The sequence below is a fragment of the Pseudomonas sp. MWU12-2345 genome, assembly GCF_023242385.1.
GTDB lineage: Bacteria > Pseudomonadota > Gammaproteobacteria > Pseudomonadales > Pseudomonadaceae > Aquipseudomonas > Aquipseudomonas gingeri_D.
This window is the reverse complement of the sequence record NZ_JALLJA010000008.1, coordinates 292,680-316,653: the sequence shown is the minus strand read 5'-3', so window position 1 is coordinate 316,653 and position 23,974 is coordinate 292,680. Positions and strand designations below refer to the sequence as shown.

Annotated in this window: 22 protein-coding genes; 9 read left to right on the top strand and 13 right to left on the bottom strand. The window is 63.5% G+C overall.

From position 1 onward, the window contains the following. Positions 1-116: 116 nt before the first annotated feature. From purT to M5C71_RS18280, 5 genes are all read right to left on the bottom strand, one after another. Complete coding sequence (purT, locus tag M5C71_RS18300) at positions 117-1,298, bottom strand: formate-dependent phosphoribosylglycinamide formyltransferase (RefSeq protein WP_248768431.1); 1,182 nt, start codon at positions 1,296-1,298, stop codon at positions 117-119. Positions 1,299-1,414: 116 nt separating this feature from the next. Further along, a complete protein-coding gene (locus M5C71_RS18295) occupies positions 1,415-1,882 on the bottom strand; it encodes a VUT family protein (protein ID WP_103497017.1) in 468 nt (155 codons plus the stop codon). Between the two features lie 63 nt (positions 1,883-1,945). Beyond that, positions 1,946-2,152, bottom strand: coding sequence for a DUF1289 domain-containing protein (locus M5C71_RS18290; RefSeq protein WP_103497018.1), 207 nt, complete (start codon positions 2,150-2,152; stop codon positions 1,946-1,948). Further along, positions 2,149-2,673 carry a gamma carbonic anhydrase family protein gene (locus M5C71_RS18285; protein WP_100944707.1) on the bottom strand — a complete coding sequence of 175 codons (525 nt, stop codon included), beginning with the start codon at positions 2,671-2,673 and terminating at the stop codon, positions 2,149-2,151. Before M5C71_RS18285 ends, M5C71_RS18290 begins: the two co-directional genes overlap by 4 nt. Before the next feature lie 40 nt (positions 2,674-2,713). After that, a complete protein-coding gene (locus M5C71_RS18280) occupies positions 2,714-3,313 on the bottom strand; it encodes a CoA pyrophosphatase (RefSeq protein WP_103497019.1) in 600 nt (199 codons plus the stop codon). 147 nt (positions 3,314-3,460) lie between these two features. Here M5C71_RS18280 and M5C71_RS18275 point away from each other — a divergent pair, with 147 nt between their 5' ends. The 8 genes from M5C71_RS18275 to M5C71_RS18240 all read left to right on the top strand — a co-directional run bounded on the left by M5C71_RS18275 (position 3,461) and on the right by M5C71_RS18240 (position 13,242). Continuing rightward, on the top strand, positions 3,461-4,015 hold the full coding sequence (locus M5C71_RS18275) for an NUDIX hydrolase (protein ID WP_248745225.1): 555 nt from the start codon (positions 3,461-3,463) through the stop codon (positions 4,013-4,015). Positions 4,016-4,057: 42 nt separating this feature from the next. Then, entirely contained in the window at positions 4,058-4,561 is a 504-nt protein-coding gene (locus M5C71_RS18270) for a L,D-transpeptidase family protein (protein WP_248745226.1), read from the top strand. Positions 4,562-4,735: 174 nt separating this feature from the next. Continuing rightward, positions 4,736-5,467: a GntR family transcriptional regulator gene (locus M5C71_RS18265; RefSeq protein WP_248768430.1), complete on the top strand. Its 732-nt coding sequence runs from the start codon at positions 4,736-4,738 to the stop codon at positions 5,465-5,467. A 19-nt stretch (positions 5,468-5,486) separates the two neighbouring features. Then, the gene (gene nagA, locus M5C71_RS18260; RefSeq protein WP_103497023.1) at positions 5,487-6,593 is read left to right on the top strand and encodes an N-acetylglucosamine-6-phosphate deacetylase; all 1,107 of its coding nucleotides are present in this window, start codon (positions 5,487-5,489) and stop codon (positions 6,591-6,593) included. Continuing rightward, positions 6,574-7,596, top strand: coding sequence for an SIS domain-containing protein (locus M5C71_RS18255; RefSeq protein ID WP_248768429.1), 1,023 nt, complete (start codon positions 6,574-6,576; stop codon positions 7,594-7,596). The genes nagA and M5C71_RS18255 overlap by 20 nt, the downstream gene beginning before the upstream one ends. A 13-nt stretch (positions 7,597-7,609) precedes the next feature. Beyond that, positions 7,610-10,126, top strand: a complete 2,517-nt coding sequence (ptsP, locus tag M5C71_RS18250) for a phosphoenolpyruvate--protein phosphotransferase (RefSeq protein WP_248768428.1) — start codon at positions 7,610-7,612, stop codon at positions 10,124-10,126. A 42-nt stretch (positions 10,127-10,168) separates the two neighbouring features. Further along, entirely contained in the window at positions 10,169-11,884 is a 1,716-nt protein-coding gene (gene nagE, locus M5C71_RS18245; protein WP_103497026.1) for an N-acetylglucosamine-specific PTS transporter subunit IIBC, read from the top strand. 284 nt (positions 11,885-12,168) lie between these two features. Then, positions 12,169-13,242 (top strand): hypothetical protein, encoded by a 1,074-nt coding sequence (locus M5C71_RS18240; RefSeq protein WP_248768427.1) that lies wholly within the window; start codon positions 12,169-12,171, stop codon positions 13,240-13,242. A gap of 106 nt (positions 13,243-13,348) precedes the next feature. Here M5C71_RS18240 and M5C71_RS18235 read toward each other — a convergent pair whose 3' ends face one another. After that, on the bottom strand, positions 13,349-13,660 hold the full coding sequence (locus M5C71_RS18235) for a YqfO family protein (RefSeq protein ID WP_100944717.1): 312 nt from the start codon (positions 13,658-13,660) through the stop codon (positions 13,349-13,351). A 6-nt stretch (positions 13,661-13,666) separates the two neighbouring features. After that, positions 13,667-17,563, bottom strand: a complete 3,897-nt coding sequence (gene purL, locus M5C71_RS18230) for a phosphoribosylformylglycinamidine synthase (protein ID WP_248768426.1) — start codon at positions 17,561-17,563, stop codon at positions 13,667-13,669. 285 nt (positions 17,564-17,848) lie between these two features. Here purL and mltF point away from each other — a divergent pair, with 285 nt between their 5' ends. Next, positions 17,849-19,309, top strand: a complete 1,461-nt coding sequence (mltF, locus tag M5C71_RS18225) for a membrane-bound lytic murein transglycosylase MltF (protein WP_177099696.1) — start codon at positions 17,849-17,851, stop codon at positions 19,307-19,309. A 170-nt stretch (positions 19,310-19,479) separates the two neighbouring features. On the opposite strand, the gene pdxJ is transcribed toward mltF, so the two are convergent. The 6 genes from pdxJ to lepB form a co-directional block, all read right to left on the bottom strand. Next, complete coding sequence (pdxJ, locus tag M5C71_RS18220) at positions 19,480-20,226, bottom strand: pyridoxine 5'-phosphate synthase (protein ID WP_177099694.1); 747 nt, start codon at positions 20,224-20,226, stop codon at positions 19,480-19,482. Positions 20,227-20,298: 72 nt separating this feature from the next. Continuing rightward, the gene (gene recO / locus M5C71_RS18215; RefSeq protein WP_100941843.1) at positions 20,299-20,988 is read right to left on the bottom strand and encodes a DNA repair protein RecO; all 690 of its coding nucleotides are present in this window, start codon (positions 20,986-20,988) and stop codon (positions 20,299-20,301) included. A 107-nt stretch (positions 20,989-21,095) separates the two neighbouring features. Continuing rightward, a complete protein-coding gene (gene era / locus M5C71_RS18210) occupies positions 21,096-21,998 on the bottom strand; it encodes a GTPase Era (protein WP_103497032.1) in 903 nt (300 codons plus the stop codon). Next, positions 21,991-22,680, bottom strand: coding sequence for a ribonuclease III (gene rnc, locus M5C71_RS18205; protein ID WP_103497033.1), 690 nt, complete (start codon positions 22,678-22,680; stop codon positions 21,991-21,993). Before rnc ends, era begins: the two co-directional genes overlap by 8 nt. Beyond that, positions 22,677-23,054 carry a DUF4845 domain-containing protein gene (locus M5C71_RS18200; protein ID WP_103497046.1) on the bottom strand — a complete coding sequence of 126 codons (378 nt, stop codon included), beginning with the start codon at positions 23,052-23,054 and terminating at the stop codon, positions 22,677-22,679. Before M5C71_RS18200 ends, rnc begins: the two co-directional genes overlap by 4 nt. A gap of 61 nt (positions 23,055-23,115) precedes the next feature. Next, complete coding sequence (gene lepB, locus M5C71_RS18195; protein ID WP_248768425.1) at positions 23,116-23,970, bottom strand: signal peptidase I; 855 nt, start codon at positions 23,968-23,970, stop codon at positions 23,116-23,118. Between the last annotated feature and the right edge of the window lie 4 nt (positions 23,971-23,974).

Below are 23,974 nucleotides of genomic sequence, written 5' to 3'. Positions count from 1 at the left end.
GCATCCTTGAGATCAATGCAGCACTCAAGGGCCTCTTCGCGGGCAAGCCCTGCTCCTACAGTTCAGTGGTGAACGCGGATTTTGCGCAGGGCACAAATCCGCGCTCGTCAGCGTGCTTACAGCTCTACCACAACCGCCTGAGCAGCACGGGTCGCCTTGGCCCGCGCCGCTTCGATCGACTCGTCCCGCGCCAACGCCACGCCCATGCGGCGCTGGCCGTTGACTTCCGGCTTGCCGAACAGGCGCAAGGCGGTATCCGGCTCGCTCAACGCCGCACCGAGGTTGGCGAACGCGGTCTGGGTCGACTGCCCTTCCACCAGGATCACCGCCGACGCCGACGGGCCGAACTGACGGATCAACGGGATCGGCAAGCCGAGAATCGCCCGGGCATGCAGCGCAAACTGCGACAGGTCCTGGGAAATCATGGTCACCATGCCGGTGTCATGAGGACGCGGCGAGACTTCGCTGAACCACACCTGGTCGCCCTTGATAAACAACTCGACGCCAAACATCCCGCGCCCACCCAGGGCCTCGGTCACCGCCTTGGCGACCCGCTCCGACTCGGCCAGGGCCAACGGGCTCATGACCTGCGGCTGCCAGGACTCCTGATAGTCACCCTTCTCCTGACGGTGGCCGACCGGCGCGCAGAAGGTAGTGCCACCCACATGACGAACGGTCAGCAGGGTGATTTCGTAGTCGAAGTCGATAAAGCCCTCGACAATCACCCGGCCCTTACCGGCACGCCCGCCTTCCTGGGCATAGTCCCAGGCCTTCTGCACGTCGTCGACGCTGCGCAGCAGGCTCTGGCCCTTGCCCGAAGAACTCATCACCGGCTTGACCACGCAAGGGAAGCCCAGGTCCGTAACGGCCTGGCTGTAGGCCTCGAAGGTGTCGGCGAAGTGGTACGGCGAGGTCGGCAGCTGCAACTCTTCGGCGGCCAGGCGACGGATGCCTTCACGGTTCATGGTCAGTTGCGCGGCACGGGCGGTCGGAACCACGGTGAAGCCTTCGGCTTCCAGTTCCATCAGGGTGGCGGTGGCGATGGCTTCGATTTCCGGAACGATGAAATGCGGCTTCTCGGCCTCGATCACCGCCCGCAGGGCCGCGCCGTCGAGCATATTGATCACGTGGCTGCGATGGGCCACCTGCATGGCCGGCGCATCGGCGTAACGGTCAACGGCGATCACTTCGACGCCCAGGCGCTGCAACTCGATCACCACTTCCTTGCCCAGCTCACCACAGCCACAGAGCAATACGCGGGTCGCGGTCGACGACAGTGGAGTTCCGATACGGGTCATTTCAGGTCCTCAAGGAAGCAGATCAACGACGGCGCCTGGACAATCAGGCACCTGTCGGGAAGAAAGGCCGGCATTTTACATGAACTGAGCGGGACATGAACCGAACGGGCCTGACTTCAGCTGGAAAGCGCCGCCTTGCGCATCCGCCAGGCCATGGCCAGCCAGACGCAGGTCACCCCGGCGAATTTCGAACCCAGGGCGGTGAGGATCACCCCCGGGGTCAGCGCGCCGATCAGGCCGAAGAAGATAAAGGTGTCCAGCGGGATGCTGAGGGCCGAACTTATCCACAGGCGATCGTGCAGCGGGCGCTTGGTGATGCTGAAGACCAGCCAGTCGATGCATTCGGAGATGGCGAAGGCGGTGGCGCTCGCCAGGGCGATGGCCGGCTCGGAGGTGAAGTAGGACAGCAGCAGCGCTGCGATCATCGCGACAATCGCGCCGTGACCGAAGCGGGTCTGGACCATGTCCCGCAGGATAAATACCAGTCCGCCCCAGGCGGACCAGATAATGTCCAGGTGCGGCGCCGCGGAGAAGGCGAAATTGATCAGTACGACGCTGGCGATGTAGGCGAGAAGAAAGAGCATGGAGTGCAGACGACCTTGTCTATGAGCCCTACAGGGTACTTCAGCCACCGCACGGGGCCAAGCTCAAGACTTTGTCGGGATCCACAGCAAGCCGCTGGCCTTGGCCCGCCCATGACAACGCGCCAGCACCTCGCGGCGCTCGTTGTTGTCCATGCGGCTCCAACGGGTGATCTCCTCGACCGTACGCTGGCAACCAATGCAGATGTCCTGTTCGTCCAGCGCGCAGACACTCACACAAGGCGAGGCCACCGGACGTTCCGGCGTGCTCATGCTTCGTCAACCGCCAGGTCGCGGGCATAACGCTGGGCGTTGTGCACATAGTGGGCGGCGCTGGCTTCGAGCATTTTCTTCTGCGCCTCGGTCAACTCGCGGACCACCTTGCCCGGCGAGCCCATCACCAGCGAACCGTCGGGGATTTCCTTGTTCTCACCGATCAACGCATTGGCGCCGATGATGCAGTGCTTGCCGATCTTCGCGCCGTTGAGGATCACCGCGTTGATACCGATCAGGCTGTAGTCGTCCACCGTGCAGCCATGGAGCATGGCGTTATGACCGATGGTCACCCCGGTGCCGATGGTCAGCGGATAGCCCATGTCGGTATGCATCACCGTGCCATCCTGGACATTGCTGTTGCGGCCGATCAGGATCAGTTCGTTGTCGCCGCGCAACACCGCGTTGAACCAGACACTGGCGCCCTCCTCCAGCCGGACCTTGCCGACCAGGGTCGCATTGGGCGCTACCCAGCTCTGCGGATGCGTCTCGACCCGGGCATCGCCCAGACGGTATTTCATAGGGTTGTCCTCAAGGCTCACGACCACCTGAACGGCGGCTCTAGATGTTGATAAAACGTTCCGGGGGATTGTGCAGGCTGATCCGGGCGTCATACAACAGGTTGACCAGTTCGACGATCATGATCGCCGTCAGCCCCCAGATCTTGTACTCGCCAAAACGATAGCTGGGCACGTACCAGCTGCGGCCCTGGTAGTCGATACGATGGGTATGCTCACGCGGGTCCTGGCGGAAAAACTCCAGCGGTACATTGAACACCGCGGCGATCTCGGCGTCATTGGCCCGATAGTCGACAAAATCCGGCACCACCCCGACGTAAGGCGTGACCTTGATCCCGTGCAGGGAGATCAACGGGCTGAGGGGCCCGATGATTTCCACCAGACCCGGCGGCAGGCCGATTTCTTCTTCGGCTTCGCGCAGGGCGGTGAAAATCAGGTCCGGGTCCTCCGGATCGCGGCGCCCGCCGGGAAAGGCCACCTCGCCGCCGTGGGTCGACAGACCGCTGGCGCGCAGGGTCAGCACCAACTCCGGCTCGTCACTGCGGGTAATAGGCACCAGTACCGCCGCCTCGGGAAAACGACGGTCCGTTTCCAGGGGGCGGGGCGTATGGCTGCTTATCCGTCGAAGTAACTCATCCAGCATGGCTGATCTCGATTTGCGGCTTACCCGGCATCATGCACCAAAAGAAGTGACTGGCCCAAGTCCCGGACGTTGCCATGTCGCGAAAGCACAACTTGCCGACAGACCGCCACCCACGCGAAGATAGGCGCATTGCCAAGAGAATCCAGCATGAAGTTCTGTAGCCAGTGCGGCAAACCGGTGAGTCAACGCATACCCGAGGGCGACACGCGCCTGCGCTTCGTCTGCGACCACTGCGACACCATTCATTACCAGAACCCCAATATCGTCGCCGGCTGCCTGCCGGTCTGGGGCACCCAGGTCCTGCTCTGCCGCCGTGCCATCGAGCCGCGCCGGGGTTACTGGACCCTGCCCGCCGGTTTTATGGAAAACGGCGAGACCGTGGAACAGGCCGCTCGCCGGGAAACCCTGGAAGAGGCTTGCGCGCAGGTGCGCAACCTGAGCATCTATACGTTGATCGACGTGCCGCATATCAACCAGGTACATGTGTTCTACCGTGCCGAACTGGTGGACCTGGAATTTGCCGCCGGCGAAGAAAGCCTGGAAGTACGGCTGTTCGAAGAACACGAGATCCCCTGGTCCGAACTGGCGTTCAGGACCGTCGGACGGACCCTGGAATGCTTCTTCGCCGACCGCCCGAACCAGCAATACCCGGTTCGCAGCGAAGCCGTGCCGCCCATGGCGCCACGCGGCAACGACCAATAACCCGATAATCAGAAACGCTTCACCTTCAGGGATACCGTTTTAATGCGCTGGTTGTTAGTAGTCTTCTGCCTGTCGTTCGCTGCTCTGTCCCAGGCCTCCGCCGCCGACCCGCTGGCCGGCAAAATCATCGAGAAAGTCCTGGTCCTCAAGTCCGCCCATCAGTTGCAACTGATCAGTGATGGCAAGCCACTGAAGACCTACCGCATTTCCCTGGGTCGAAATCCCAAGGGCCAGAAACTCATCGCCGGCGACCGGCGCACGCCCGAAGGCTTCTATTGGGTGGACTGGCGCAAGACCAGCGACAAATACAACCTGTCGATGCACCTGTCCTACCCCAATATCAGCGACTCGGCCCGAGCCCGCCGCGAAGGCGTGGACCCCGGCGATATGATCATGATCCACGGCACCCCGGATTCCGAGGACTACCCGGAACAGCTGTTCCACACCCTGGACTGGACCGACGGCTGCGTAGCCATGCGTAACGTCGACATGCGCGAGGTCTGGAACCTGGTCAAGGACGGCACCCTGGTGGAAATCCGTCCCTGAGCCGAACCACCCTGATACCACTGATTTATCCGACGCCCGTCATGCCTCCCATGACGGGCGTTTTTATTGCACTCGTACGAAACCACTGGCATTGACATGGTATTCAAGTGGTATTACTTTCATCACCACTATCCGAGTGCAACATTTCCAACAAACGCACAGGAAAAATCTTACATGAGCGACATCCTCGCCCTGCGACCCGACGAGTCCCAGCCGACACCGCTTTACCTGCAACTGGCGCGCAACCTGGAAGCGGCGATCCATGCCGGCCAGTGGAAAGCCGAACAGGCATTGCCCTCGGAGCGCAACCTGAGCGAGCTGTTGAGCATTTCCCGGGTCACCGCGCGCAAGGCCCTGGAGGTCCTCCTGGAACAAGGGCTGATCCGCCGCAGCCAGGGCTCCGGGACCTTTATCACCCCACGCCTGGAACAACCCCTTTCCCGCCTGTCGAGTTTCAGCGAACGGCTGCGGGCCAAGGGTTTTGTCCCCGGCTCGCGCTGGCTGGAACGCGAGATCGCCCTGCCGAGCCATGAGGAACTGATCCGCCTGGCCCTGTCGCCACGGGACCAGGTCACCCGGCTCAAGCGCCTGCGCACCGCCGACGATACCGTCATGGCCATCGAGATGAGCACCCTGCCCGCCGCCCTGCTGCCCGACCCCGAGGCCGTCGGCGATTCGCTCTACGCCTTCCTCGACAGCATCGGCCGTCCGGTGGTGCGGGCCCTGCAACATATTCGCGCGATCAACGCCTCGACCGAATTCGCCGCGCTGGTGGGCATCGAGCCCGGTACCGCGATGCTGCTGATGACCCGGGTCGGCTACCTCGAGGACAACACCCCCATCGAGCTGACCGACACCTACTGCCGTAACGATTACTACGACTTCGTCGCCGAACTGCGGCGTTAGCCTGTTCAGAGAGCCTGCCATGTCCGAAGACAACATTCTCACCCCGCAAGGCTGGATTCGCGGCCGCCTGCTGCACCAGCACGGCAAGGTCACGCAGATCGAGGGCACGCCCTGCGATCCGAGTGAAAACGACCTGCCGTACCTGCTGCCCGGTTTTATCGACCTGCACGTCCACGGCGGCGGCGGCAAGGACATCATGCAGGGTGGCGACGCCTTCGAGACCATCGCCCGCACCCACCTGCGCTTCGGCACCACCTCGCTGCTGGCCACCACCATGACCGCGCCGCCCGAGGAAATCAGCGCGATCCTCGGCCAACTCGGGGTCTATTGCGAACAGCGCCAGCCCGGTACCGCCCGGGTCCTCGGTGTGCATCTGGAAGGTCCGTTCATCAACCCCGGCAAGCTGGGGGCGCAGCCGAACTTCGCCCATACGGCGGTCAGCGCCGAAATCGAGGACTACCTGCGCCTGGCACCGATCCGGGTGATAACCATCGCCCCGGAAATCGCCGGCCACGCACCGTTGATCCGCGACCTCAGCTCACGGGGCATCCGCATGCAGATCGGCCATACCCTGGGCAGCTACGAAGAAGGTGTCGCCGCCCTCGAGGCCGGGGCCACCAGCTTCACCCACCTGTATAACGCCATGAGCCCGCTGCATCACCGCGAGCCCGGCATCGTCGGCGCCGCCCTGGCCCACGCCCGCTACGCCGAACTGATCCCGGACCTGCTGCATGTGCACCCCGGGGCCATGCGCGTGGCCCTGCGCTCGATTCCCTGCCTGTATTGCGTCACCGACTCCACGGCGGCGGCCGGCATGCCGGACGGCGAGTACAAGCTGGGCAGCCACACCGTGACCAAATGCCTGGGCGGCGTACGCCTGGCCGATGGCACCCTGGCCGGCAGCACCCTGACCATGGACCAGGCCCTGCGCAACCTGGTGAAGATCGGCCTGCCCCTGGCCGAAGCCTCGCAACGCCTGTCGCAATTCCCCGCCGACTACCTTGGCCTGCCCGAGCGCGGACGCCTGCAAACCGGCAGTTGGGCCGACTGCGTGCGCCTGGACCGTTCACTGACACTGACCTCGATCATGGTCGAAGGAGAAGTCCATGACTTCCAGAATGCTTGAAGAGGCACTGTCGGCCCACGAGGCGGTCAGCCGCCAGTTGCAGCAGCTCGATACCCGGCTGATGGCCCTCGGCACCCGGCTGCGCGAGCAACCGCCACAGGTGGTGATGACCGTCGCCCGTGGCAGTTCCGACCACGCCGCCAGCTACTTTGCCTATATCGCCATGCAGCAGACCGGGGTCCCGGTGGCCTCCCTGCCGATGTCGTTGGTGACCCTGCAACACTCACCGTTGCAGGTCAGCGGCCAGGCGGTACTGGCCTTTTCCCAGTCCGGCCAGAGCCCTGATCTGGTGGACAGCCTGTGCCTGCTGCGCGAACGCGGTGCCTTGACGGTGGCCCTGGTCAACGCAGCGGACTCGCCGCTGGAAGCCGCCTGCGAATATACGATCCCGCTGCTGGCCGGACCGGAACAAAGCGTGGCCGCGACCAAGAGTTTTATCGCCACCCTCAGCGCCAGCGCACGGCTGCTCGGCCATTGGCACCAGGACCCGGAATTGCTCGCCGCCACGGAGGCCCTGCCGGAAGGCCTGCGCCAGGCAGCAACCCGCGACTGGAGCAAGGCCATCGAGACCCTGCGCGATTGCGAACGGCTGATGGTGATCGGCCGTGGCGCCGGTTTCGCCATCGCCCAGGAAGCGGCGCTGAAATTCAAGGAAACCTCGGCGATCCAGGCCGAAGCCTTCAGCAGCGCGGAAGTCCGCCACGGCCCCATGGCCCTGATCGACGCCGGCTACCCGTTGCTGGTCTTCGCCCCACGCGGTGCGGAACAGGCCGGGCTGCTCAAGCTCGCCGCCGAGATGCGCCAGCGCGGGGCCCGGGTGCTGCTGGCCGCACCGCCAGACGTGGCCGAACGCGACCTGGACCTGTGTTGCGCCGAACACCCGGCCCTCGATCCGATCCTCGCGATCCAGAGTTTCTACGTGATGGCCGCCCACCTGGCCGTGGCCCGTGGCATGGACCCCGACCAACCGCGCCACCTGAGCAAAGTCACCCGTACCCACTGACGAGTACAGCGCCATGCATAACAAGAACAACATTACCCTCAGCGCCCCGCTGAGCGGCCCCGTGTTCCCGCTTGCCGAGGTCGACGATGCGGTATTCGCCAGCGGCGCCATGGGTCCGGGACTGGCCATCGACCCGCTCAACGATTGCCTGCATGCGCCCTGTGCCGGCGAGATCATTCATATCGCCCGAACGCGGCACGCCCTGACCTTGCGCGCCGACAACGGCGCCGAACTGCTGTTGCACCTGGGCCTGGACACGGTCGAACTGCAAGGCGAAGGTTTTGCCCTGCTGGTCGAGACCGGCGCCCGGGTGCAGGACGGCCAGGCCTTGCTGCGGATCGACCTGGATCGGGTCGCGCGCCAGTGCAAAAGCCTGGTGAGCCTGGTGGTCCTGACCAACGCCGAGCATTACGACCAGCAGCCCTTGGCCCAGGGCCAGGTCAAGGTCGGTGAGCCCTTGCTGCGGATCGTCCCGCGCCAGAACGCCGAACAGCAGGCCCCTACCCCGATGACGGACACCGACGAAGTCCGCGGCAGCGCCCGGGTCGCCCATCACGGCGGCCTGCATGCACGTCCGGCGGCCTTGCTGCGCCAGACCGCGCAGGGCTTCAATTGCAGCGCGCGCCTGCATCTGGGCGATAAATCCGCCGCCCTCGATAGCCTGATCGGCATCATGGGCCTCAGCGTCGGCGAACAGCAGGAAGTGCAGATCAGTTGCCAGGGCCCGGACCGCGAAGCGGCACTGCTGGCCCTGCTGAAGGTGCTGCGCACGCCTTTGAACGATGCACACCATTCGGCACCACCAACGCTGCAGACGGCGGCGCCGCAACCGAACGAAGACGGCGTTCTCCAGGGCGTGTGCGCCTCGCCCGGCCTGGTCAGCGGTCCGCTGGTACGCCTGGCCGCCATCAGCCTGGCGCCGGACGCCGGCCAGCACAACGCCGATGAACAACTGCAAGCGCTGGACGCCGCCCTGGAAAAGGTCCGCTCGGATATCCACGGCACGCTGTTACAGGCCCGCCAGCGCAAGGCCGTCGAAGAAGAAGCGATCTTCAACGCCCATCTCGCCCTGCTCGAAGACCCCGCGCTACTGGATGCCGCCAGCCATGCCATCGAAGCCGGCCAGGCGGCCAGCCACGCCTGGGACCAGTCGATCGAAGCGCAATGCCAGGTCCTGCTCAATCTCGGCAATCCACTGCTGGCCGAGCGCACCAACGACCTGCGCGACCTCCGGCAACAGGTGTTGCGGGCCCTGCTGGGTGAAGCCGCGCACTACGACCTGCCGCCCGGCGCTATCGTCGCCGCGCAGGAACTGACCCCCTCGGACCTGCTGCTGCTCAGCCAGCAACAGGTCGCCGGGCTGTGCATGGCCGCCGGCGGTGCGACCTCCCACGTGGCGATCCTCGCCCGCAGCAAGGGCCTGCCCTGCCTGGTCGCGCTAGGGAGCGGGCTGCTGGACATAGCGCCCGGCCAGGTGGTGGTCCTCGACGCCGGCCAGGGCCGCCTCGAACTAACCCCCGATGCGGCCCGCCGCGAAGGCGTCGCCCTGGCCCACGGGCAACAGCAACTGCGCCGCCAGCAACAACACTCCCAGGCCCAGTTACCGGCCGATACCCGCGATGGCCTGCGCATCGAGGTCGCGGCCAATGTCGCCTCGGCCGCCGAAGCCGGCGAGGCCCATTCACACGGTGCCGATGGCGTCGGTCTGTTGCGCACCGAGTTCCTCTTCGTCGACCGTCGCAGCGCGCCGGATCAGGAGGAACAACGCAGTGCCTACCAGGGCGTCCTCGATGCCATGGGCTACCGACCGGTGATCATTCGCACCATCGATGTCGGTGGCGACAAGCAGCTCGACTACTTGCCGCTGCCGATGGAAACCAATCCGGTGCTGGGCCTGCGGGGCATCCGCCTGGGCCAGGCCCAGCCGGAACTGCTCGACCAGCAACTGCGCGCCCTGCTGCAGGTCAGCCCGCTGCAACGCTGCCGGATCCTGTTGCCGATGATCAGCGAAGTCGACGAACTGCTGCAGGTGCGCCAGCGTCTGGATGAGCTGGCCACTGAGATGGGACTCAACCTGCGCCCGGAACTGGGGGTGATGATCGAAGTGCCTTCCGCCGCCCTGCTGGCCGAACAACTGGCCGAGCACGCGGACTTCCTATCCATCGGCACCAACGACCTGTCGCAATACACCCTGGCCATGGACCGCGACCACGCCGGCCTCGCCGCCCGGGTCGATGCCCTGCACCCGGCCCTGCTGCGGCTGATGGCCCAGACCTGCGCCGGGGCCGCCCTGCATCAGCGCTGGGTCGGGGTCTGCGGCGCGCTGGCCTCCGATCCGCTGGCAACCCCGGTGCTGATCGGCCTGGGGGTCACCGAGCTGTCCGTGAGTACCCCGCAAATTGGCGAAATCAAGGCGCGGGTCCGCGACCTGGATGCCGCCGAATGTCGGCGGATCGTGCCGTCGCTGCTGCAACTGGGCAGCGCCGCGAAAGTCCGTGAAGCCTGTCGCCAACACTGGCCCCTGGGCTGATTGATCCAGCGCCTGCATACAACAACAAGAAGGAGACACGTCATGTACCAGTTCTTCATCGAAGGTCTGCAACGCCTGGGACGGGCGTTGATGCTCCCCATCGCCATCCTGCCGATAGCCGGCCTGCTGTTGCGCCTGGGTGATACCGACCTGCTGAACATCGCGATCGTCCACGATGCCGGCAACACCATCTTCGCCAACCTGGCGCTGATCTTCGCCATCGGCATCGCCGTGGGTTTCGCCCGCGACAACAACGGCACCGCCGGGCTGGCCGGGGCCATCGGTTACCTGGTGCTGATCGCCACCCTCAAGGTGCTCGATGCAAGCATCAACATGGGCATGCTCGCCGGGATCATCAGCGGCCTGCTGGGCGGTGCGCTGTACAACCGCTTCAAGGACATCAAGCTGCCGGAGTACCTGGCGTTCTTCGGCGGGCGACGCTTCGTGCCGATTGTCACCGGGTTCTCAGCGGTGGGCCTGGGGGTAGTGTTCGGCTTTATCTGGCCGCCGATCCAGAGCGCCATCAACAGCCTCGGCCTGCTGATGGTCGAGAGCGGCAGCCTCGGCGCCTTTGTCTTCGGCGTCTTCAACCGGCTGCTGATCGTCACCGGCCTGCACCACATCCTCAACAATATGATGTGGTTCGTGTTCGGCAGCTACACCTCGCCCGAGACCGGGCTGGCGGTGACCGGCGACCTGGCGCGTTACTTCGCCGGCGACCCGAAGGCCGGGCAGTTCATGACCGGGATGTTTCCGGTGATGGTCTTCGGCCTGCCGGCCGCCTGCCTGGCGATGTACCGCAATGCCCTGCCGGAACGGCGCAAGCTGATGGGCGGGCTGCTGCTGTCGATGGCCCTGACCTCGTTCCTGACCGGGGTGACCGAGCCGATCGAATTCGCCTTCATGTTCCTTGCGCCGATGCTCTATGTGTTGCACGCCTTGTTGACGGGTCTGTCGATGGCGGTGACCAACGCGCTGAACATCCACCTGGGCTTTACCTTCTCCGGCGGCGCTATCGACATGGCCCTGGGCTGGGGCAAGTCGACCAACGGCTGGCTGGTGTTCCCGGTGGGGTTGGCCTATGCCCTGCTGTACTACTTCGTCTTCGATTTCTGCATCCGTCGTTTCGATTTGAAGACGCCCGGGCGCGAGAATATCGCCACTGCGACCGCCACCCGGATACTCAGCGAAAACCAGCGGGCCGCCGCTTATATCCAGGCCCTGGGCGGGGCGGCCAACCTGCTGACGGTCGGTGCCTGCACCACGCGCCTGCGGGTGGAGTTGCTGGACCGTGACAAAGCCCTGGACGCCGAACTGAAAAGCCTCGGGGCGATGGCGGTGGTCCGGCCGGGCCATGGCGGCAGCCTGCAAGTGGTGGTCGGGCCGTTGGCGGACAGCATTGCCGATGAGATTCGTTTGGCCTTGCCCGTAACCGGTTCGATCGATATCGCGGTGAGTAAGCCGGTGCGGGCCGAGTCGACAGCGATCAGTACGGAACAGCTCCAACAATGGCTGGACGCGCTAGGCGGAAAAGACAATGTGCTGGCATTGGAATGCGTGGCCCAGACTCGGCTGCGGGTGCAACTTGAGGATGGTCGACGGTTATCGGAGGCGGATCTGAAAACCCTGGGCTGCCAAGGCGTCAGTCAGGTGGAAGGTGGGACCTGGCATGTGCTGGTGGGGAATCCGGCCAGCGGAATCAGTGAAGCACTGGGGGCGCTATTGAACCGCCGGGAAACCTGTGCAGCGCCACTCTAGCTCCGCCGCTTGAGGTAGCGGCACCGCTGCGTTACCTCAAACTGCCTGGCTCCCCATGAATAGCGACTACCCAGCACCGGGACAAGAAGCGTTACAAGTCTGGGAGCCCGAAGGCAGCTATCGCACCCGTGACAATCTACACTCAACATTCACTCTGCGGATCGAGGCTCCGCTCAGCGCAGCTTTCTCCCGCGAAAGTGATGAAAGGTGTCACGTCGAAGAATGTGTAGTCATGACGTATGTGATTCGGCATGGCTTGACCGTTCTGGATGAGGCACAAAATCATGAAAAAAGATGGCGGTTTTCTTCGGACGACTGCGGTCGCGGCGGTAGTGTTGGCAGGCGCGTGGCTGCCGGGCAATGGCGCATGGGCGGCAGGAACACCCCAGGGCGACGAGGAGCCCTGGTATCAAGCCTGGCTTCAGGTCGCGGCGGATACCAGCGTACCGATCCGCGACACCCTGCCCTCCCTGCACTGGCGGACCGACATGGACACGCTCTATCGGGGCGACACCACGGATCAGGGGCTTGAGGCCTTCCAGGTCGGGCTCTTGCCCAAAGCCGTGAACTTCCCCGAGAACGAGTGGATGTACGACTGGTTCCGCCACGGGGCGGGGGCGGGAAAGTCGGTCTATAGCAGTACCACACGCAGTCAGCGGATCGCCCAGAGCTTCGCCAAGGAATGGGTGTTCGAGTTCAAGGCCCCCCATGGCATCGACCAGGAGAAATCCGGGGGAGCTATTGTCAGCGAGGAAGAGATCAGCTTCCCGGGCGGGGTCAAAGGGCGCTTTATCAAGCAGGCGTGCAAGAAGAACGACGCGGCTGATTGCGTCCCGAACCTGGCCTACCGCGAACCCACCGGCCAGGAGAGCCGATTGGAGGTCGCGGCGACGTCCATCGACTGGAGTCAGCTGACACCTCCAGAAGGTCTGGCCTGGGTAACTAGCAATCAAACCCTCTGGGCGGTCGGCTCCTCGGTCATCAACCCCGTACAAGGGGCGGAGGCGCTTGCCCATGGGTTGCGGGCCTGGAACTCGCAGGCACCGAATTTGCGATTGGGCAGCAACCCGGAGTCGCCGGTCTTCACCAACTCGATCGTTGTGGCGTTTCGCGACTATACCGCGGCCAGGAACTGGGCGGTCGCGGATGCGCAGAACGGCGGCTGGGTCTATGAAGTCAAGCCCAACAGCGTGGCGGTGGACCTTTCAGGGCCTAGTACTGGAGGGCGTGAAGGCGCCGTCGCGTTCATCGGCGGTATCAAGAGTGAGTTACTGCTAGGCGCGTGCCGATTCGAGAAAGGTGCGAGTCTGCCGGCCGAGTGCGTCGGCGAGAGAAAGATGCCCCCATCGCAAAACTAGAAGGGTTTTCCAACTCATGGAAGCTGCGGCAATCCGCTGGAAACGGCCAATGCCCAGACAAGCAAAACCCGCCGAGGTGGCGGGTTTTGTGAAAGCGCTGAAACGGTCAGAAATCCGCTAATCGCCAGACTTCATAAGCCGGTGTTTCGTAGGGATGGCTCTGTTTCAGCGCCAGCACCACCGCCTCGATCAGGGCGTCCGCCACCACCAGCTCAACCTTCCATTCCTCCACCTGCTCGACCACACCAGTCTGCCCGAGAAACGGCTGGCTGCCGTCCAACGGGCGAAACTGGCCCTGGCCCAGCACCTGCCATGCACACTGGTCGTAAGCACCGATCCGCCCGCCTCCGGCGGCGAATACGGCACTCTTGACCTGTTCCACATGGCTCGGTGGCACGAAAAAGCTGAGCTTGTACATCGTGGCTTAGTTAACCCAGACGCGGGCGTTGCGGAACATACGCATCCACGGCGCGTCTTCGTTCCAGTCTTCCGAGCGCCAGGAGTTCTGCACGGCACGGAATACCCGCTCAGGGTGCGGCATCATGATGGTGACGCGACCGTCGCGGCTGGTCAGCCCGGTGATCCCGCGCGGCGAGCCGTTCGGGTTGGCCGGGTAGGTCTGGGTGACCTTGCCGTTGTTGTCGACGAAACGCATGGCCACGCAACCCGACAGGTCGGCTTGCAGCAAGGCTTCCTCGCTTTCGAACTCGGCATGGCCTTCGCCGTGGGCGATAGCAATCGGCATGCGCGAACCGGCCATGCCCTGCAGGAAGATCGAGTTCGACTCCTGGACCTGGACCATCGCCACCCGCGCTTCGAACTGCTCGGAGCGGTTACGGACGAAGTGCGGCCAGAATTCGCTGCCCGGAATCAGCTCGTGCAGGTTGGACATCATCTGGCAACCGTTGCACACGCCCAGGGTGAAGCTGTCGGTGCGCTCGAAGAAGCCCTGGAAGGCATCGCGGGCACGGGCGTTGAACAGTGCCGACTTGGCCCAGCCTTCACCGGCGCCGAGTACGTCGCCGTAGGAGAAGCCGCCGCAGGCAACCAGGCCCTTGAACTCGTTCAGGTCAACGCGGCCGGCGAGGATATCGCTCATGTGCACGTCGATGGCGTTGAAACCGGCACGGTCGAACGCCGCGGCCATTTCCACCTGGCCGTTGACGCCCTGCTCACGCAGCACGGCGACCTGTGGGCGAATGCCCTTCTTGATGTACGGCGCGGCGATGTCCTGGTTCACATCGAAGCTGGTCTTGTAGCTCAGGCCCGGGTTGCCTTCGTCGAGCAGGACATCGAATTCCTGGTCGGCGCATTCGGCGTTGTCCCGCAGGCGCTGGATACGGTAGCTGGTTTCCGCCCACTGGCGCTGCAACAGGCGACGCTCGCCGGTGAAGACGGTGTCGCCGTCGAAGGTGATGCTGACTTCGCCATTGTTCAACGGCTGGCCGATCACCGACACGCAGTCGCCCAGGCCGGCGGCGCTGAACTGCGCCAGCACGTCCGGGGTGGAGTCCTGGCGAACCTGGATCACCGCACCGAGTTCTTCGTTGAACAGGATGGCCGCGAGGTCGGCGGAGGTTTCCGCCAGGCCGTCGAGGTTCAGGTGCAGGCCGCAGTGACCGGCAAAGGCCATTTCCAGCACGGAGGTCAGCAGACCGCCGTCGGAACGGTCGTGGTAAGCCAGCAGATGACCGTCGGCGTTGAGGCCCTGGATCACCGCGAAGAAGGCCTTCAGGTCTTCGGCGTCGTCGACGTCCGGAGCCTGCTTGCCGAGCTTGCCGTAGACCTGGGCGAGGATCGAGGCCCCCATGCGGTTCTGGCCACGGCCGAGGTCGACCAGGATCAGGTCGGTGGTGCCCTTGTCCATGCGCAGTTGCGGGGTCAGGGTCTGGCGGATATCGGTGACCGGGGCGAAACCGGTCACGATCAGCGACAGCGGCGAGGTCACGCTCTTGTCGGTGCCTTCGTCGTTCCAGCGGGTGGCCATGGACATGGAGTCCTTGCCCACCGGAATGGTCAGGCCCAATTCAGGGCAGAGTTCCATCCCGACCGCCTTGACGGTGTCGTACAGACGGGCGTCTTCACCCGGATGACCGGCAGCCGACATCCAGTTGGCCGACAGCTTGATATCGGACAGCTTGCCGATCCGCGAAGCGGCGATGTTGGTCAGGGTTTCGCCGATCGCCATGCGCCCGGAAGCCGGGGCGTTCAGCAGGGCCAGCGGCGTACGCTCGCCCATGGCCATGGCTTCACCGGTGTAGACGTCGAAGCTGGTGGCGGTCACGGCGACGTCTGCCACCGGGACCTGCCACGGGCCGACCATCTGGTCGCGGGAGACCAGGCCGGTAATGGTGCGGTCGCCGATGGTGATCAGGAAGCTCTTGCTCGCCACGGCCGGATGATGCAGAACACGCTCGACGCACTCGGCCAGGGCCAGGGTGCTCGGATCGAAATCGTCGCCCAGTTCGCTTTCGCGAACCGCCGAACGGTGCATGCGCGGGGCCTTGCCCAGCAGCACTTCCAGGGGCATGTCCACCGGGCTGTTGCCGAAGTGGCTGTCGGTGACGGTCAGTTGCGGCTCGGCAGTGGCCTCGCCGACCACGGCGAACGGGCAACGCTCACGCTCGCAGATGGCCTTGAAGCGTTCGAAGTCCGCCGCGCCGACCGCCAGGACATAACGCTCCTGGGATTCGTTCGACCAGATTTCGTGCGGGGCCATGCCCGGCTCGTCATTGGGGATATTGCGCAGTTCGAAACGACCGCCGCGGTCGCCGTCGTTGACCAGTTCCGGGAAGGCGTTGGACAGACCGCCGGCACCCACGTCGTGGATAAAGCTGATGGGGTTCTTGTCGCCCAGTTGCCAGCAACGGTCGATGACCTCCTGGCAACGGCGTTCCATTTCCGGGTTTTCGCGCTGTACCGAAGCGAAATCCAGGTCCGCCGAGCTGGTGCCGGTGGCCATCGAGGAAGCCGCACCGCCCCCCAGGCCGATCAGCATCGCCGGGCCACCGAGGACGATCAGCTTGGAGCCGACGACGATTTCGCCTTTCTGTACGTGCTCGGCGCGGATGTTGCCCATACCGCCGGCCAGCATGATCGGCTTGTGGTAACCGCGCACTTCGTCGCCACGCGGGGTGGTGATGGATTGCTCGAAGGTACGGAAGTAGCCGGTCAGGGCCGGACGACCGAATTCGTTGTTGAACGCGGCGCCACCCAGTGGGCCTTCGATCATGATGTCCAGCGCGGTGACGATGCGCTCAGGCTTGCCGTACGGTACTTCCCACGGCTGTTCGAAGCCCGGGATCTGCAGGTTGGACACGGTGAAACCGGTGAGGCCGGCTTTCGGCTTGGCGCCACGACCGGTAGCACCCTCGTCGCGGATCTCGCCGCCGGAACCGGTGGCTGCGCCCGGGAAAGGGGCAATCGCGGTCGGGTGGTTGTGGGTCTCGACCTTCATCAGGATGTGCACCGGCTCCTGCACCGCGCCGTACTGGCGGGTTTCAGGGTCCGGGAAGAAACGTCCGGCCACGCTGCCGACGATCACCGAGGCGTTGTCCTTGTAAGCCGACAGAACGCCTTCGCTGTGCATCTGGTAGGTGTTCTTGATCATGCCGAACAGGCTTTTTTCCTGGCTCTGGCCGTCGATATCCCAACTGGCGTTGAAGATCTTGTGCCGGCAATGCTCGGAGTTGGCCTGGGCGAACATCATCAGTTCGATGTCGTGGGGGTTGCGCTTGAGGCCGTTGAACGCATCGACCAGGTAGTCGATCTCGTCTTCCGCCAGGGCCAGGCCCAGCTCGACGTTGGCTTTCTCCAGCGCGGCGCGACCGCCGCCCAGCAGATCGATGGCCGTCAGCGGCTTGGGCGCGGCATGGCTGAACAGACCGGCGGCCTCTTCCAGCTTGCCCAGCACGATCTGGGTCATGCGGTCATGCAGGACCGCGGCGATCAGCTCGGCTTCGGCTTCGCTGAACTGGCCGGCCACGTAGAAGGCAATACCGCGCTCCAGGCGCTGGACGTTCCCCAGGCCGCAGTTGCGGGCAATGTCGCTGGCCTTGCTCGACCAGGGCGAAATGGTGCCGAAACGCGGCAACACCAGAAACAGACGACCGGTCGGCTCCTGGACCGGCACGCTCGGGCCGTATTTCAGCAGGCGGGCCAGCACTTGCTGTTCGTCGCCAGTCAGCACGCCAGTCACTTCGGCGAAATGGGCGAACTCGGCATACAAACCACTGACAGCTGGAACTTTTTGGCTCAGTTGTTCAAGCAGTTTGCTGTGGCGAAAGGCGGAAAGGGCAGGAGCGCCGCGCAGGATCAACATCTTCGGGACAGCCTCGGGAAGGGGTGTGCTTTGAGGCCGTGCATTCTAGCCTAAACCGCCCGCGACGGCACCCGAAACGGCACGCTTGCCTCACAGCACATGCCCTCGAGGTCTAATAACCCATTCCTACAGATCATTAGCATTATTCATCGCCACTATTTTATAAAGTTCATACGCTCTCAAAAGCCCATTCCTACAGCCTCCAGCCATTCCCGGGGATCGCTAGCAGACCGGCGCGATTCTGTCGAGATATGGCGGCCGGGGTCCTTTGCGTATACTGCGCAGATGTTCTCCCCAACTGCTTTCCGCCCGCGCTGTGCCAGGTGGCTCATCGCAACCGGACTCTTCCTGATGCTCGGCGCCTGTGTTGATAAACCCAGCACACTCGAGCGCGTAAAGGAGGACGGCGTACTGCGGGTGATTACCCGCAACAGTCCGGCCACCTATTTCCAGGATCGCAACGGCGAAACCGGCTTCGAGTACGAGCTGGTCAAGCGCTTTGCCGATGACCTGGGGGTCAAGCTCGAGATCGAAACCGCGGACAACCTCGACGATCTGTTCAATCAGTTGGGCAAACCCAACGGTCCGGTGCTGGCGGCCGCCGGCCTGGTGAGCAGCGACCAGCGCAAGCTGCAGGCGCGCTTTTCCCACCCGTACCTGGAAGTCACCCCGCAGATCGTCTATCGCAATGGCCAGTCCCGCCCCACCACACCGGCCGACCTGGTGGGCAAACGCATCACGGTGCTCAAGGGCAGCAGCCATGCCGAACAACTCGCCGAGCTGAAAAAGCAGAATCCTGCGATTGAATACGAAGAGTCCGACGCGGTTGAAGTGGTCGACCTGCTGCGCATGGTCGACGAAGGTCAGATCGACCTGACCCTGGTGGATTCCAACGAAGTGGCGATGAACCAGGTTTACTTCCCCAACGTGCGGGTCGCGTTTGACCTCGGCGATGCCCGCAGCCAGCGCTGGGCGGTGGCCCCTGGCGAAGACAACAGCCTGCTCAACGAGATCAACGCCTACCTCGACAAAGTGCAGCAGAACGGCACCCTGCAACGCCTGAAAGATCGCTATTACGGGCATGTCGATGTACTGGGTTACGTCGGCGCCTATACCTTTGCCCAGCACCTGCAGCAGCGGCTGCCCAAGTACGAGAAACATTTCCGCGCGTCGGCCAAGGAAGAAAAAGTCGACTGGCGGTTGTTGGCGGCCATCGGTTATCAGGAATCGCTGTGGCAGCCGGGGGTCACCTCCAAGACCGGCGTGCGCGGCCTGATGATGCTGACCCAGAGCACGGCCCAGGCCATGGGCGTGTCCAATCGTCTGGATGCGCGACAGAGCATCAGCGGCGGGGCCAAGTACCTGGTGTATATGAAGGATCAGTTGGACGAGCAGATCGAAGAGCCGGACCGCACCTGGTTTGCCCTGGCGGCGTATAACGTCGGCAGCGGTCATCTGGACGATGCGCGCAAGCTCGCCGAGAAGGAAGGCCTGAACCCGAACAAGTGGCTGGACGTGAAGAAGATGCTGCCGCGCCTGGCGCAGAAGCAGTGGTACAGCAAGACCCGCTACGGTTATGCGCGGGGCGGCGAGCCGGTGCATTTCGTCGCCAACATCCGCCGTTACTACGACATCCTGACCTGGGTAACCCAGCCGCAGCTGGAAGGCAGCCAGGTGGTGGACAGCAACCTGCATGTGCCGGGCGTGGACAAGACCAAGCCGACCGAGCAGCCGTCACAGCTCTAGCCAGCTGCCAGCCTGTGCTATTTGTAGCGCGCTCACGGGCCTCTTCGCGGGCAAGCTCCGCTCCCACAGTTTGACCGCGCCCCCCCTGTGGGAGCGGAGCTTGCCCGCGAAGAGGCCGGAACAGGCGCAACAAAACTCCAGGTTGCGCCGCGATATGAAGTGCCCAGCCCTCAAGCCTTGGGCGCAGCCGCCAGAATCAGCTCTTTCATCTCCACCACCGCGGCCTTGAATCCGACGAACAGCGCGTGCGCCACCAGCGCATGGCCGATGTTCAGCTCATTGATCCCCGGAATCGCCGCCACCGCCTCGACGTTGTGGTAATGCAGGCCATGCCCGGCATTGACGATCAGGCCCTGGGCCACGCCAAACGCCACGCCATCGGCAATCCGCTTCAGCTCTTCGGCAACTTCGGCCGGCGTATGGGCATCGGCATAACGTCCGGTGTGCAACTCGATGGCCGGTGCCCCGACACGCTTGGCCGCGGCAATCTGACGCTCGTCGGCATCGATGAACAGCGATACTTCGCTGCCGATCTTGCCCAGGCGCTCCACCGCCGCCCTGATCCGCTCCTCCTGCCCCGCCACGTCCAGGCCACCTTCGGTGGTCAGCTCCTGGCGGGTTTCCGGCACCAGGCAAATATGTGCCGGCCGAATGCGCTCGGCAAACGCCATCATCTCTTCGGTCACGCCCATCTCGAAGTTCATCCGCGTCTGCAACACATCCTTGAGCAGCAGCACATCGCGCTCCTGGATATGCCGGCGGTCTTCACGCAGGTGCACGGTGATGCCGTCGGCGCCCGCCTCTTCGGCATCCAGCGCAGCCTTGACCGGATCGGGATAACGCGTGCCCCGGGCCTGGCGCAGGGTGGCGACGTGGTCGATGTTCACGCCGAGAAGGATACGAGTGCTGGTGCTCACGGAAAGACTCCTGAAGAGTGGAAGATTCGGTGCACAGCATACACGTCAGCCGCAGGTTTATGGCCAAGGCGCTCAGGGCTTGCGAAACAACTCGCGACTGACCAGCGGCTTGCCGCCCAGGTGCACTGCCAGAGCCTGGCGCATCAGGCGCTTGGCCGCCGACAAGGCGCCCACCGCCGTCCAGTCGGCCTCGGCCATGGCCAGCAACTCGGTGCCCTGGAACAAGCCCGGTTGCAACAGGTAGACCCGCTCCAGGCCGGCATCGACCTGCAGGCGGTACAAGCCGTCCGCTGCCAGCGGTTCGCCGTGAATATCCTGGTCCAGGGAAAAACCATAACCGAGGTCGTCCAGCAGCCGCCATTCAAAGGAGCGCAACAGCGGTTCGAGGGGTCGGCCTTCGGCCAGGGCGAGCAAGGTCGCGGCGTAGTGATCGAAGACCGCGGGGTGCGGGTCTTCGGCGGGAAGCAGGCGGATCAACAGCTCGTTGAGGTAGAGACCGCTGAACAGCGCCTCGCCAACCAGCCAGGTGGCGACACCGGCGCTTTCCATCCGGCCGACGTTCTTCAGTTCGCCGCGACCGCGAAATTCCACTTCGAGGGGCACGAAGGGCCGCGCCAGGGTCCCGGCCTTGCCCCGCGCACTGCGCAGCACGGCACGCAGCCGACCTTGCGGGGTGATGAAGTCCACCAACGCGCTGTTTTCGCGATAGGCACGGGAGTGCAGGACGTAGGCCGGTTGGCCGGGAGGTGGCTGGGTGGACATTGGCTTATGAATGTCTCTGAAGGAATACTACTTCTGGCGGGCAAACTTATTGTGGCGAACGGGCTTGCCCGCTCGCCACAAGACCGCGTTAGCCACAAGATCGCGTGTTACAGGTCGCCGTAACCCAACGAACGCAGTGCACGCTCGTCATCGGACCAACCGCCCTTCACCTTGACCCACAGGTTGAGCATGATCTTCGAATCGAACAGCAGCTCCATATCCTTGCGCGCCTCGGTGCCGATGCGCTTGATGCGCTCGCCCTTGTCGCCAATGATGATCTTCTTCTGGCCGTCACGTTCGACGAGGATCAGCGCATGGATATGCAGGGTCTTGCCCTGCTGCTTGAATTCTTCGATTTCCACGGTGATCTGGTAAGGCAGCTCGGCGCCCATCTGCCGCATGATTTTCTCACGCACCAGCTCCGCCGCCAGGAATCGGCTGCTGCGGTCGGTGATCTGGTCTTCCGGGAAAAAGTGCTCGTTTTCCGGCAGGTGCGTGGCGATCAGGCTTTCCAGGTGCTCGAGGTTGTGTCCGTGCTGCGCCGAGATCGGCACGATCTGCGCCTTGGGCAACTGTTCCTGCAACCAGGTCAGGTGCGGCATCAGCTCGGCCTTGTCTTCGATCCGGTCGGTCTTGTTCAAGGCCACGATCACCGGGCCTTCGACGTACTGGATGCGTTCCAGGACCATCTGGTCCTCGTCGGTCCAGCGGGTCCGGTCAACCACGAAGATCACCACGTCGACGTCTTTCAACGCCGCCGAAGCGGTCTTGTTCATGTAGCGGTTCAGGGCCTTTTCGCCGCCCTTGTGCATACCGGGGGTATCCACGTAGACCGCCTGCACGGTGCCTTCGGTCTTGATCCCGAGCATGTTGTGACGAGTGGTCTGGGGCTTGCGCGAGGTGATCGCCAGTTTCTGCCCGAGGATATGGTTCAGCAGCGTGGACTTGCCCACGTTCGGCCGGCCGACGATGGCGACGTAGCCGCAGCGTGTTGCCGTTGAATCAGTCATTACCATTCTCCACGCCCAGGGCAATCAGTGCCGATGCCGCCGCTACCTGTTCGGCAATACGACGGCTCACGCCCTGTCCTCGGCTTTTTTCATTCAATAGGGTGATCTCGCACTCGACGAAGAACGTCCGGCAATGCGGTTCACCCTGGATATCCACCACTTCGTAACGCGGCAGGTCGCAGGCCCGGGACTGGAGAAACTCCTGCAGCCGGGTCTTGGGGTCCTTGTTGGTGTCCACCAGCGTCAGGCTGTCGAACTCCGAGGTCAGCCAGGCCAACACCCGGTCCCGTGCCGCTTCCATGCCGGCATCCAGGTAAATGGCGCCGATCAGGGCCTCCAGGGCGTCGGCGAGAATCGACTCACGGCGGAAACCACCGCTTTTCAATTCGCCGGAACCCAGGCGCAGGTACTCGCCCAACTCGAAACCACGAGCCAGTACCGCCAGTGTTTCACCTTTCACCAGGCGCGCGCGCAAACGCGACAACTGGCCTTCGCGAGCCTGGGGGAAACGCTCGAACAACGCCTCGCCGGCCACGAAATTGAGAATGGCATCACCGAGGAATTCCAGGCGCTCATTGTTGCGCCCGGCAAAACTGCGGTGAGTCAGGGCCAGGAGCATCAGCTCCTGATCCTTGAAGGTATAGCCGAGCTGGCGCTCGAGACGACTTAAAGACACGCTCACGGTTTGGCCACGCTGAATTCGTGGTCGAACTTGACCACCAGATCGATGTTCTGAATCAGCGGATCGCGCTGCTCATATTTCAAGTGCGCGAGGAACTTGTTGTTCTCCAACGTCACGCTTAACACCTTGTTCAAATCCAAATCCTGAATACTGTTGACCTGCATGCCGCGGGTAACGTGGGTATAGAAGTCGTTGACGGTGGTGATATCCGCCGCCTTGTCGGTTTCCACCGACATGATGATTCTCTTCATCGACATATAGTCGAGGTAATGCGGGACCACCTTCAGCGCCACACTGGCGGCAAAGGCCACCAACGCCAGGGTCAGCAACCAGCCAAAAAACGACAGGCCTTTTTGCGAGCGAGCAGAAGTCATCTTCATGGTACTGCGGCACCTGAAAAAGCACTCGGCGCTGTGTTCACAGCGCCGGGTTTGGTTACTTGATCAGACCGACCCGGGAAAAATTCGGGAAGTGGCTGAGTTTCGGTTCGGGCCAGCTCATCCAGACCGCGAAGGCCTTGCCGACGATGTTCTCGTCGGGAACCATGCCCAGCAGCTCCTTGGGAATATTCGGATCATCCCAGTAGCGGCTGTCGTTGGAGTTGTCGCGGTTGTCGCCCATCATGAAGTAGTGGCCCGCGGGGACCGTCCACTCGTGATCAGGCGGCGCGCGGTAGCGCCCCATCTCCTTGCGGATCAGGTGCTCGGCAGCGCCCAGTTGCTCTTTGTAGAGCTCGGCACTGCCCAACATGCCCGGCTCGGCGCCGACCAGCTGTTCAGCCACCGGCTGGCCGTTGACGAACAGCTTCTTGTCACTGGTGTAACGCACCACGTCGCCCGGCAGGCCGACTACACGCTTGATGTAGTTGACGTTGGGGTCGCTCGGGTAGCGGAATACCATCACATCGCCGCGCTGCGGATCACTCACCTGGATGACCTTCTGGTCGATCACCGGCAAGCGAATCCCGTAGGAAAACTTGTTCACCAGGATGAAGTCGCCGACATCCAGGGTCGGCTTCATCGAGCCGGATGGAATCTGGAACGGTTCCACCAGGAACGAACGCAGCACCAGCACGATGAACAACACCGGGAAGAAGGACTTGCCGTATTCAACCAGCAAAGGCTCCTTGTTCAGCTTTTCGACCACTTCGCCATCAGGCTGCGCCACGCTGCCCTGATAGGCAGCGATGGCGGAACGCCGACGAGGCGCCAGAAAGATCAGATCGAACAACGCCAACACACCACAGACGGCGACGGCGATGACCAGCAACAGCGGGAAATTTAGTGACATAGGA